The organism is Hydrogenophaga sp. (genome assembly GCF_051007235.1).
Lineage (GTDB): Bacteria > Pseudomonadota > Gammaproteobacteria > Burkholderiales > Burkholderiaceae_C > Hydrogenophaga.
Window position 1 is genome coordinate 1 of record NZ_JBPCSJ010000542.1, and the last position, 11,537, is coordinate 11,537.

The following is an 11,537-nucleotide window of genomic DNA, read 5'->3' on the forward strand; positions in this document are numbered from 1 at the left end:
GGGGCTGCCCGGAGGGCCGCCGGCGATGTGGTCGCCGTGGTCGTAGAAGATTTCCGAGCAGGGGCCGCAGGGGCCGGTGTCGGCCATCATCCAGAAGTTGTCGCTCTTGTAGCGGCCACCCTTGTTGTCGCCGATGCGGATGATGCGACCCTCTTGCTGGACGCGCTCAGGCGTCCAGCCGGCCTTCACGAAAATGTCTTCCCAGATGGCATGGGCCTCGTCGTCTTCCTGGTAGACCGTGGCGTACAGCTTGTCGGCGGGCAGCTTGTAGACCTGGGTCAACAGTTCCCAGGCCCAGTTCAGGCTTTCCTTCTTGAAGTAGTCACCGAACGACCAGTTGCCCAGCATCTCGAAGAAGGTGTGGTGGCGGGCGGTGTAGCCCACGTTCTCCAGGTCGTTGTGCTTGCCGCCGGCGCGCAGGCAGGCCTGCACCGACGCGGCGCGCACGTAGTTGTGCTTGTCGGTGCCCAGGAACACGTCCTTGAACTGGACCATGCCCGAGTTGGTGAACATGAGCGTGGGGTCGTTGCCCGGCACCAGCGGGCTGGACGCCACCACGGTGTGGCCCTTGGAGGCGAAGAAGTCCAGGAAGGTCTTGCGGATGTCGGCGACGGAAGCAACGGCGGGGGCGGTCATGGTGGCCTGTCTGTGGGAATGATCGGTGGGCGGCGCCGGCTCAAGCCGGCACGAAACCCGGTATTTTGCGGGCGCGCAACCCGTTATTTTCGCAAACTGCGGGATCACCCCGCGTGGCGGTGGTCGCTGAGGAAGCTCAGCACGCGCGGATCGTCGGTGAAAGCGACGTTGAAACGGAACCAGGGGCTGGGCTGCAGGTCGGGGTCAAACAGGTGGCCGGGGCCGAGCAGGATGTCCTGTTCGGCCGCCTGGTAGGCCAGTTCGGTGGCGTTCTGAATGTCGGGGTGGCGCGCCCAGAGGAACATGCCGGCCTTGGGCTCGCAGAACAGGTCAAAGCCCAGGCTCTCCAGCGCATGACCCACCCGCTGGTGCGCCTGCGCCAGCCGCTCGCGCAGGCCGCGCAGGTGCTTGCGCCAGCGGCCGTCCACCAGGGCGCCGTAGGCCAGACGCTCACTGAACTCCGACGAGGTCAGGCCCGAGATCATCTTGAGCTGGGCGAAGTCTTCCAGCAGATCGGGCGGTGCCGCCATGTAGCCCACGCGGATGTTGGGAGAGATGGTCTTGGAGAAACTGCTGATGTAGACCACGCGCTGCAACTGGTCCAGACTGGCCAGCGAAGGCCGCGGCTCGGGGTCGAGGTCAGCGTAGATGTCGTTCTCGACCACGGTGAATTGGTGCTGCTCGGCCAGCTGCACCACGCGGTGCAGGTGCGCCAGGCTGGCGACCGAACCGGTGGGGCTCTGCAGCCGCGGCTGGGTGAAGAACACCTTGGGCTGGTGTTCCTTGACCAGCGCCTCCAGCGCAGCCAAGTCGTAGCCGGCGGGGGTGCGTGGCACGCCGATCAGGCGCGCGCCCAGGAAGCGCAGCGAAAACAGCAGGTTGGGATAGCCCGGGTCGTCCACCAGCACCGGGTCGCCCGGGCGCACCAGGCGGCGCGCCACCAGGTCCATGGCCTGGCTGGAACCCTGGGTCAGCAGCACCTGGTCGGCGCTGACGGCAATTTCCTGCTCGGCCAGCAGGTCGCGCACCAGCTGGCGCAGCGACATGAAGCCCTTGGGTTCGCCGTAGCCGCCCAGGTCCACGTTTTCGGCCGCCAGGGTGCGCAGGCTGCGGCGCATGCCCTCTTCGAACAGCCAGTCGCCCGGCAGCCAGCCGCAGCCAGGTTTCATCTTCAGTGCGCGCGCCTCGAACACGCGGCGCAGGTACCACATGGAATCGAAGTTGTAGTTGGCCGCCTCGGCCGGCGCGTTGCCGGCGCTCAGCCGCGCCAGGGCCTCGCGCTGGCGCACGAAAAAGCCCGAATGCGGGCGAGAAACGAAGTAGCCCAACGCCACCAGCCGGTCGTAGGCGTCGACCACTGTATAGGTGCTGACGCCGTGCGCGTGGGCAAACTGGCGGATGGAAGGGGCCTTGGAGCCCGGTCTCAGGCCACCGCTCTGGATAGCGGCGCGGAATCCCTCGACGATCTGCACCACCAGTGGGGTCGCGCCTTTGGGGTTGAGGGAGAACATGGTCGGGGGGAATTGGGGTTTGTCTGTACAGGACAGCAGGGCTATACAGTGCATCGCTGTGCGGCCGGTGTCTGTATATGTTACCGGCGGGCGTTGGCGCCTACAGTGCGCCCCAGTCTGACATTTCTTGTTCACGAACGGAGCCCCTGCATGCAACGCGAATCCCAAGCTTCCAACGCCCTCCTGATGGCCCGCCGCAACGCCGCCATCCCGCGCGGCGTCGGCCACAGCCACCAGATCTTCATCGCCAAGGGCGAAAACGCCGAGATCTGGGACGTGGAAGGCCGCCGCTACATCGACTTCGCCGGCGGTATCGCCGTGCTGAACACCGGCCACCGCAACGCCGCCGTGGTCGACGCCGTGAAGGCCCAGCTGGACCAGTACACCCACACCTGCTTCCAGGTGCTGGCCTACGAGCCCTACGTGGAACTGGCCGAGCGCCTGAACGCCAAGGCCCCGGGCGACTTCGCCAAGAAAACCCTGTTCCTGACCACCGGCGCCGAAGCGGTGGAAAACGCCATCAAGATCGCCCGTGCGCACACCGGCCGTTCGGGCGTGATCGCCTTCACCGGCGGCTACCACGGCCGCACCATGATGACGCTGGGCCTGACCGGCAAGGTCGCGCCGTACAAGACCGGCTTTGGCCCCTTCCCGGCCGAGATCTTCCACGCCCGGTTCCCCAACGCGCTGCACGGCGTGAGCGTCGATGACGCGATCGCCTCGGTCGAGCAGATCTTCAAGAACGACATCGAAGCCAGCCGCGTGGCGGCCATCATCCTGGAGCCCGTGCAGGGCGAAGGCGGCTTCAACGTCGCGCCCAATGAACTGTGGCAGCGCCTGCGCGCCCTGTGCGACCAGCACGGCATCCTGCTGATCGCCGACGAAGTGCAGACCGGCGCTGGCCGCACCGGCACCTGGTTCGCGGTCGAGCAGACCGGCGTGGCACCCGACATCATCACCCTGGCCAAGTCCATGGCCGGCGGTTTCCCGATCTCGGCCGTGGTCGGCCGCGCCGAGGTGATGGACGCACCCGCCGCCGGTGGCCTGGGCGGCACCTACGCTGGCAGCCCGCTGGCCTGCGCCGCGGCCCTGGCCGTGCTGGACGAGTTCGAGAAGCACAACCTGCTGCAGCGCAGCCGTGACGTGGGTGCGCGCATCACCGCCAGCCTGCAGGCGCTGGCGCAAAAGCACAAGTGCATCGCCGAGGTGCGCGGCCTGGGCGCCATGGTGGCGATGGAGCTGTGCAAGAACGGCGACGTGCACCAGCCCGACGCCGACCTGACCAAGGCGCTGGCCGCCGAAGCCACCAAACGCGGCCTGATCCTGCTGACCTGCGGCACCTACGGCAACGTGGTGCGCATCCTGGTGCCGCTGACCGCCAGCGACGCCGTGCTGGACGAAGGCCTGGCCATCATCGCCGCGTCGCTCGACGCCCTGCAACAGGCATGACGCCCCAGCCTCCCCGCCCGCTCGCGGGTGTGCGTGTCCTGGACCTGTCGCGTGTGCTGGCTGGTCCCTGGGCCGGCCAGATGCTGGCCGACTACGGCGCCGAGGTGCTCAAGGTCGAGCGGCCCGGCGCCGGTGACGACACCCGCACCTGGGGCCCACCCTGGTGGGGCGAAGGCGATGCCCGCGTGGCCGCCTACTTCGTCTGCGCCAACCGCGGCAAGCGCTCGGTGGCCATCGACATCGCCTCACCCGAAGGCATCCAGACCGTGCGCGAACTGGCGCGCGAGGCCGACGTTCTGATTGAAAACTACAAGGTCGGTCAACTGGCGCGCTACGGCCTGGACGCGGTGAGCCTGCAGGCCATCAACCCGCGCCTGATCTACTGCTCCATCACCGGCTACGGCCAGACCGGTCCGCTGGCGCACAAGGCCGGCTACGACTTCGCCATCCAGGCCGAGGGTGGTCTGATGAGCATCACCGGCAACAAGGGTGAAGAGCCGCAGAAGGTGGGCGTCGCCGTCACCGACCTGATGACCGGCGTCTACGCGACCACCGCCATCCTGGCCGCACTGCACGAACGCGCCCGCACCGGCCACGGCCGGGTGATCGATGCCGCGCTGTTCGACGTACAGGTGGCCATGCTCGCCAACCAGGCCAGCAACCAGCTGATCGGGCACAAAACCCCCACGCGCATGGGCAACGCGCACCCGAACATCGTGCCGTACCAGGTGTTCCCCACCCGCGACGGCCACATGGTGCTGGCCGTGGGCAACGACGGCCAGTTCGCCAAGTTCTGCGATGCCGCCGGACAGCCTGCGGTGTCGCGCGACGCACGCTTCTCGACCAACCCGTCGCGCGTGGAACACCGCGCCGCGCTGGTGCCGCTGATCACCGGCTGGACGATGACGAAAGACACGGCCGATTGGATCGCCCTGCTCGACCAGGCCGGTGTGCCCTGCGCGCCGATCCACGACGTGGCGCAAGTCATGCAACATCCGCATGTCGCGGCGCGCGGAATGGCGCTACAACCACACGACGCACAGACGCCGCCCATGGTCGCCAACCCGATGCTCTTTGATGGCCAGCGAGCTGTCGCCGAGCTGTCGCCACCGGCACTGAACGCGCATCAGGCACGCTGGTTGCATGCATCCCCATGACTCGCCCAACGGCACCGCTCCCTTTCACGACAAAGCGTTCATGACCTCCCCTTCCGCACTCGTCACCTTCACCGGTGTGCAGAAAACCTACGACGGGCACACCCTGGTGGTGCGCGACCTCAACCTCGAGATCCAGAAGGGGGAATTCCTCTCGCTGCTGGGCCCCTCGGGCTCGGGCAAGACCACCACGCTGATGATGCTGGCCGGCTTCGAGTCGCCCACCTCGGGCGAGATCGCGCTGGGCGGCGTGCCCATCACGCGCACCCCGCCGCACAAGCGCAACTTCGGCATGGTGTTCCAGAACTACGCACTGTTCCCGCACATGACGGTGGCCGACAACATCGCCTACCCGCTGACGGTGCGCAAGCTCGACAAGAACGACATCGACACCAAGGTCAAGCGCGCGCTGGACATGGTGCAGATGGGTCATATGGGTCAGCGTTACCCGTCACAGATGTCGGGCGGCCAGCAGCAGCGCGTGGCCCTGGCCCGTGCACTGGTGTTCGACCCGCAGCTGGTGCTGATGGACGAGCCGCTGGGCGCGCTGGACAAACAGCTGCGCGAGCACATGCAGATCGAACTGAAAGCGCTGCACCGCAGCCTGGGCGTGACCTTCGTCTACGTCACGCACGACCAGAGCGAGGCGCTGACCATGTCGGACCGCGTGGCCGTGTTCAACGAAGGCGTGATCCAGCAGATCGACGTGGTGGACCGACTCTATGAAACCCCCGCCAACCGCTTCGTCGCCGGTTTCGTGGGCGACAACTCGGTGCTCGACGCGCGCGTGATCCAGAACGACGGCGACACCTGCGAAGTGCAGCTGGCCGACGGCACGCACCTGCATGGCGTCAACGTCAACCACGCCCAGGTCGGCGACACGGTGCAGTGCAGCGTGCGCCCCGAGCGCATTGCCGTGGTCGATGAACACCACAGCGGCGGCAACCGCGTGGCCGCCACCATCAGCGACGTGATCTATTTCGGCGACCACCTGCGCCTGCGCTGCCAGGTGCCCGAGCAACCCGAGATGAGCGTCAAGGTGCCGCTGCAGCACCTGGGCCACATGCAGGCCGGCCAGGTGGTCCACCTGCACCTGCCGGCCACACACCTGCGCGTGTACAAATGATCGCCCCCCTGCGTCGCTTCGCGCCTCCCCCCTGGGGACGCCGCCTGTGGCCCGGCAAAGCCGGTTCCATGGCAGCACTGGAACAAGCACGCGCTCTGGCCAGCATTGATTTCCGTTCCCCCGTTCCTCAACCCCTGGAGACTTTCCACATGCAACTCAAACCCGTCCTGATCGCCGTGGCCGCCCTGCTGGCCTTGCCCGCCATGGCCCAGAGCCAGCTGACCGTCGTCAACTTCGGTGGTGCCAACGGCGCCGCGCAAAAGAAGGCCTACATCGACCCGTTCGAGAAGACCGGCACCAAGATCACCATGGTCGAATACAACGGCGAGCAGGCCAAGATCAAGGCCATGGTCGAAGCCAAGAAGGTCACCTGGGACGTGGTGGAAGTGGAAAGCCCGGACCTGAGCCGTGGCTGCGACGAAGGCCTGTTCGAGAAGCTGGACTGGGCCAAGATCGGCAACAAGGCCGACTTCCAGAAGGCCGCCGTGCACGAATGCGGCGTGGGCACCTTCGTGTGGTCCACCGTGATGGCCTACGACGGCGACAAGCTCAAGACCGCCCCGACCACCTGGGCCGATTTCTGGGACACCAAGAAATTCCCGGGCAAGCGCGGCATGCGCAAGGGCGCCCGCTACAACCTGGAATTCGCCCTGATGGCCGACGGCGTCAAGCCCACCGACGTCTACAAGGTGCTGGCCACCAAGGACGGTGCTGACCGCGCCTTCAAGAAGATGACCGAGCTCAAGCCCAACATCCAGTGGTGGGAAGCCGGCGCGCAGCCGCCCCAGTTCCTGGTGGCCGGTGACGTGGCCATGACCACCGCCTACAACGGCCGCATCGACGCTGCCCAGCGCGAAGGCAAGAACCTCAAGATCACCTGGACCGGCGGCATCTACGACCTGGACTACTGGGTCATGCCCAAGGGCACGCCCAACAAGGACGCCGCCCTGAAGTTCATCGCCATGGCCAGCTCGGCCGACGCGCAGGCCGAATACGCCAAGAACATCAGCTACGGCCCGACCAACACCAAGGCGCTGGGCAAGCTCGACGCCAAGGTGCTGGGCCAGCTGCCCACGTCCGCCGCCAACAGCAAGGACGCGCTGCAGTTCAACGTCGGCTTCTGGGCCGACCAGGGCGAAGCCCTGGAGAAGCGCTTCTCGGCCTGGGCAGCGCAATGATGATGGCCGGCGGAACCCTGGACCTGGCCACGCAGCTGCGCCGCGCCGAGCGGCGTCGCAAGCAGCGCGCGGTGGCGCTCACGCTGCCGCTGCTGGCGTTCCTGGTCGTGTTTTTCCTGGTTCCGCTGGCATCGCTGCTGGTGCGGGCGGTGGAGAACCCGGAAGTGGCCGACGCTCTGCCCCGCACGGGGCAGGTGCTGGCCGGCTGGGATCGAAGCAGCCCGCCCGACGCCGCCGCCTACGCGGCGGTGGTCGCCGACCTGTCGGCGATCGAGGACACCGCGCAAGCCGGCGTGCTGGCGCGGCGCCTCAACAGCGAAGTGCCCGGTGGGCGCTCGCTGGTCATGGGCACCTACCGTGCCGTGCAATCCGAAGACTCGGGCTTCAAGGACCTCCCCGCCGCTCAGGCCAAGGCCAAACTGATCGAGCAGGACGCGCGCTGGGAAGAACTGCCCTACTGGCAGGCCATCGCCCAGAACAGCTCGCGCTGGACGCCCGACTACCTGCTCGCCGCCCTCGACTTCAAGCGCACGCCGCAGGGCGACATCGTCAGGGTGCCCGCCGACGAAGCGGCGTTCTCAGACATCCTCGGCCGCACCTTCCAGATGAGCGCGGTCGTCACCTTCTTCTGCCTGCTGCTGGCCTACCCGCTGGCCTACTGGCTGTCCACCCTGCCCGAGCGCAAGGCCAACGTGATGCTGATCCTGGTGCTGCTGCCGTTCTGGACTTCGGTGCTGGTGCGCATCGCGGCCTGGATCGTGCTGCTGCAGAACAACGGCCTGGTCAACCGCTTTTTCATGTGGCTGGGCATCACCGACACGCCGATCCCCCTGCTGTTCAACCGCGTGGGCGTGATCATCGCGATGGTGCACATCCTGCTGCCCTTTGCCATCCTGCCGCTCTACAGCGTCATGAAGTCGGTGCCGCCCAACTACCTGCGCGCCGCCATCTCGCTGGGCAGCGCGCCGTTCGCCGCCTTCGTGCGCGTCTACCTGCCGCAGACCTACCCCGGCGTGGCGGCCGGCGGCCTGCTGGTGTTCATCACCAGCATCGGCTACTACGTCACCCCCGCCCTGCTGGGCGGCGCGGGCGACCAGATGCTGAGCTACTACGTGGCGCAGTACACCAACGTCGAAGTCAACTGGGGCATGGCCTGCGCGCTCGGTGGCGTGCTGCTGACGGCGACCCTGGTGCTGTACTCGATCTACCGCAAGGTCTCGAAGGCCGAGCTGAGCCTCGGTTGAGCGGGAGTCCAAGATGTTCAAACTGCCCGACTTCCCCGCCTACTACACGCTGCTCGACAAACTGGGCTGGTTCGCCCTGCGCGGCGGCGGCCTGGCCGTGCTGGCCTTCCTGCTGATGCCCGTGATCGTCATCATCCCGCTGTCGTTCAGCGACTCGTCGTTCCTGGCCTACCCGATCGAAGGCTGGTCGCTGCGCTGGTACCGGGAGATGTTCGCCTCCGACGACTGGGCCCGCGCCACCAAGAACAGCTTCATCGTCGCGCCGCTGGCCACACTGCTGGCCACCACGCTGGGCACGCTGGCAGCCATGGGTCTGGCCAACACCAAGTTCCTGGGCAAGGGTTTCATCACCGGCCTGCTGATCTCGCCCATGGTGGTGCCCATCGTCGTGGTCGGCGTCAGCGCCTACCTGTACTTTGCGCGCTGGGGCTTGAACGACTCCTACCTGGGTCTGGTGATCGTTCACGCCGCGCTGGGTGCTCCGTTTGTGGTCACCACTGTGCTGGCCACGCTGCAGAGCTTCAACCACAACCTGGTCAAAGCCAGCCTGAGCCTGGGCGCCAGCCCGCTGGAGACCTTCTTCCGTGTGACGCTGCCCGTCATCGCGCCGGGGGTGATCTCGGGCGCGCTGTTCGCGTTCGCCACCTCGTTCGACGAAGTCGTGGTCACGCTGTTCCTGGCCGGCCCAGAGCAGGTCACGTTGCCGCGCCAGATGTTCACCGGCATCCGAGAAAACATCTCCCCGACCATCGCCGCCGTGGCCACGCTGCTGATCCTGTTCACCACGGCCCTGATGCTGACACTGGAATGGCTGCGGGGCCGAAGGAAATGATGCCCCCACGCTCCACCGCTGCGCGGGTCGCTGCCCCCCGCGGGGGCTGGGCCTGCCTTGGGGCGGCCCGGCGGCTGGCCCGTCTGATGCCCTCGCGCTCCGCCTTTGAACAGGTCTGATATGCCTTTCACCACCGACACCACCCTGTCTGGACAGCACGTTCGGCTGGTGCCCCTGCGCCCCGAGCACCACGACGAGCTGGTCGAGGCGGTGCGCGACGGCGAACTCTGGAAGCTCTGGTACACGGTCATCCCCACGCCCGAGGGCATGGCGGCCGAGATCCAGCGCCGCCTGGGCCTGCAGAAGGCCGGCAGCATGCTGCCCTTCACGGTGCTGGACCCCAGCGGCAAGGCCGTGGGCATGACCACCTGCATGAACATCGACGCCGCCAACCACCGTGTCGAGATCGGCTCCACCTGGTACCGCAAAGCCGTGCAGCGCAGCGCGCTCAACACCGAGGCCAAACGCCTGCTGCTGGCCCACGCCTTCGAGACGCTGGACTGCATCGCGGTCGAGTTCCGCACCCACTGGTTCAACCAGCAAAGCCGCCGCGGCATCGAACGCCTGGGCGCCAAGCTCGACGGCGTGCTGCGTTGCCACCAGATCAACCAGCACCCGGACGCCAAAGGTGCGCTGCGCGACACCTGCGTCTACAGCATCGTGGCGCATGAGTGGCCCAGCGTGAAGGCCCACCTGGATTTCCAGCTGAGCAAACCCCGAACCTGACCCATGACCGACTCCTCCACCTTCAACCAGCCGCTGGGCGGCAATGAGATGCCGCGTTTCGGTGGCCTGGCCAGCATGATGCGGCTGCCCGTCGCGAGCTCCGCGGTCGGTCTGAACGCCGGCTTCATCGGCGTCCCGCTGGACATCGGCACCAGCCACCGGCCCGGCGCCCGCTTCGGCCCGCGCCAGATCCGCGCCGAGTCCTGCCTGATCCGCCCCTACAACATGGCCACCGGCGCCGCGCCATTCGACGCGCTGCAGGTGGCCGACCTGGGTGACGTGCCCATCAACACATACAACCTGCTCAAGTCGGTCGACATCATCGAGCAGCACTACCAGCCGATCCTCGACGCCGGCTGCATCCCGCTCACGCTGGGCGGCGACCACACCATCGCCCTGCCGATCCTGCGCGCGATGAAGGCGAAACACGGCCCGGTGGCGCTGATCCATGTGGACGCCCACGCCGACGTGAACCCCGACATGTTCGGCGAACGCATCGCCCACGGCACACCCTTTCGTCGCGCCGTCGAGGAAGGCCTGCTGATCGGCGACAAGGTCTGGCAGATCGGCCTGCGCGGCAGCGGCTATTCGGCCGAAGACTTTCACTGGCCGCGCCAGCAGGGCTTCACCATCGTGCCGGCGCACGAGGTGTGGTGGCAGTCGCTGGTGCCGCTCATGGCCGACATCCGCGCCAAGATCGGCCCCGACACCCCGACCTACCTGAGCTTCGACATCGACGGCATCGACCCCGCCTACGCCGGCGGCACCGGAACGCCCGAGATCGGTGGCCTGAACGTGCCGCAGGCGCTGGAGATCGTGCGCGGCTGCCGTGGCCTGAACCTGGTCGGTTGCGATCTGGTCGAGGTCTCGCCCGCTTACGACACCAGTGGCAACACCGCGCTGCTGGGTGCCAATCTGCTGTTTGAAATGCTGTGCGTGCTGCCCGGTGTGGCCTACCGCTGACCCCCGTTTGTCACCAGGAAGACCCCATGACCCGCCCCCAGGCCGTCCCCACCGTGCAGATCTCCAACGAACGCGTTATCGTCACCGAATGGCGCTTCGCACCGGGTGCCGAGACCGGCTGGCACCGCCACGCACATGACTACGTGGTCGTGCCCATGACCGGTGGCGAGCTGCTGCTGGAAACGCCCGACGGCAACCGCACAGCCCCGCTGACGCCGGGCCAGTCGTACACGCGGAACGTGGGTGTGGAGCACAACGTCATCAACCCCACCGAGCACGAAGTCGTGTTCGTGGAAATCGAAATGCGCTGACCGCGCCCTGCCCCCTTTTGGCCTCAACACCTCACGAAGAGACATCCCATGGACATGAAGACCTCTCCCCTGGCCCTGCTCAAGGACCCGACCCTGTTGAAAACCGACGCGCTGATCAACGGCGAGTGGGTCAAAGGCGCCAGCCGGTTTGACGTGCTGGACCCGGCCACCGGCCACAAGCTCGCCGACGTCGCCAACCTCGGCCCGGCCGACGCGGAGAAAGCCATTGCCGCCGCGAATGCAGCGTGGAATGGCTGGAAGACCAAGACCGCCAAGGAGCGCAGCATCATCCTGCGCAAGTGGTACGACCTGCTCATGGCCAACCAGGACGACCTGGGCCGCATCATGACCGCCGAGCAGGGCAAGCCGCTGCCCGAAGCCAAGGGCGAAGTGGCCTACGGCGCCAG

The 11,537-nt window shown here is 67.0% G+C and carries 12 protein-coding genes; 10 read left to right on the forward strand and 2 right to left on the reverse strand.

From position 1 onward, the window contains the following. Together ACR2JA_RS19290 and ACR2JA_RS19295 are read right to left on the reverse strand one after the other, a co-directional pair. A partial coding sequence (locus tag ACR2JA_RS19290; protein WP_434010681.1) for an alanine--tRNA ligase-related protein occupies window positions 1-636 on the reverse strand: 636 nt, incomplete at its 3' end. Window positions 637-740: 104 nt separating this feature from the next. Beyond that, window positions 741-2,147 carry a PLP-dependent aminotransferase family protein gene (locus ACR2JA_RS19295; RefSeq protein WP_434010682.1) on the reverse strand — a complete coding sequence of 469 codons (1,407 nt, stop codon included), beginning with the start codon at window positions 2,145-2,147 and terminating at the stop codon, window positions 741-743. 150 nt (window positions 2,148-2,297) lie between these two features. Here ACR2JA_RS19295 and gabT point away from each other — a divergent pair, with 150 nt between their 5' ends. The 10 genes from gabT to ACR2JA_RS19345 all read left to right on the forward strand — a co-directional run. After that, window positions 2,298-3,596 (forward strand): 4-aminobutyrate--2-oxoglutarate transaminase, encoded by a 1,299-nt coding sequence (gene gabT / locus ACR2JA_RS19300; protein ID WP_434010683.1) that lies wholly within the window; start codon window positions 2,298-2,300, stop codon window positions 3,594-3,596. Beyond that, entirely contained in the window at window positions 3,593-4,753 is a 1,161-nt protein-coding gene (locus tag ACR2JA_RS19305) for a CaiB/BaiF CoA transferase family protein (protein WP_434010684.1), read from the forward strand. The genes gabT and ACR2JA_RS19305 overlap by 4 nt, the downstream gene beginning before the upstream one ends. Before the next feature lie 40 nt (window positions 4,754-4,793). Continuing rightward, window positions 4,794-5,876, forward strand: coding sequence for an ABC transporter ATP-binding protein (locus ACR2JA_RS19310; RefSeq protein WP_434010685.1), 1,083 nt, complete (start codon window positions 4,794-4,796; stop codon window positions 5,874-5,876). A 149-nt stretch (window positions 5,877-6,025) separates the two neighbouring features. Continuing rightward, window positions 6,026-7,054 carry an ABC transporter substrate-binding protein gene (locus ACR2JA_RS19315; protein ID WP_434010686.1) on the forward strand — a complete coding sequence of 343 codons (1,029 nt, stop codon included), beginning with the start codon at window positions 6,026-6,028 and terminating at the stop codon, window positions 7,052-7,054. Beyond that, entirely contained in the window at window positions 7,054-8,298 is a 1,245-nt protein-coding gene (locus tag ACR2JA_RS19320) for an ABC transporter permease (protein WP_434010687.1), read from the forward strand. The genes ACR2JA_RS19315 and ACR2JA_RS19320 overlap by 1 nt, the downstream gene beginning before the upstream one ends. A 13-nt stretch (window positions 8,299-8,311) precedes the next feature. After that, window positions 8,312-9,130, forward strand: a complete 819-nt coding sequence (locus ACR2JA_RS19325) for an ABC transporter permease (RefSeq protein WP_434010688.1) — start codon at window positions 8,312-8,314, stop codon at window positions 9,128-9,130. A 120-nt stretch (window positions 9,131-9,250) separates the two neighbouring features. Beyond that, window positions 9,251-9,856: a GNAT family N-acetyltransferase gene (locus ACR2JA_RS19330; RefSeq protein ID WP_434010689.1), complete on the forward strand. Its 606-nt coding sequence runs from the start codon at window positions 9,251-9,253 to the stop codon at window positions 9,854-9,856. A gap of 3 nt (window positions 9,857-9,859) precedes the next feature. After that, window positions 9,860-10,819, forward strand: coding sequence for an agmatinase (speB, locus tag ACR2JA_RS19335; RefSeq protein ID WP_434010690.1), 960 nt, complete (start codon window positions 9,860-9,862; stop codon window positions 10,817-10,819). 26 nt (window positions 10,820-10,845) lie between these two features. Beyond that, the gene (locus tag ACR2JA_RS19340) at window positions 10,846-11,130 is read left to right on the forward strand and encodes a cupin domain-containing protein (protein WP_434010691.1); all 285 of its coding nucleotides are present in this window, start codon (window positions 10,846-10,848) and stop codon (window positions 11,128-11,130) included. 48 nt (window positions 11,131-11,178) lie between these two features. Next, window positions 11,179-11,537 (forward strand): aldehyde dehydrogenase family protein (locus tag ACR2JA_RS19345; protein ID WP_434010692.1); only part of this gene is annotated, 359 nt, incomplete at its 3' end.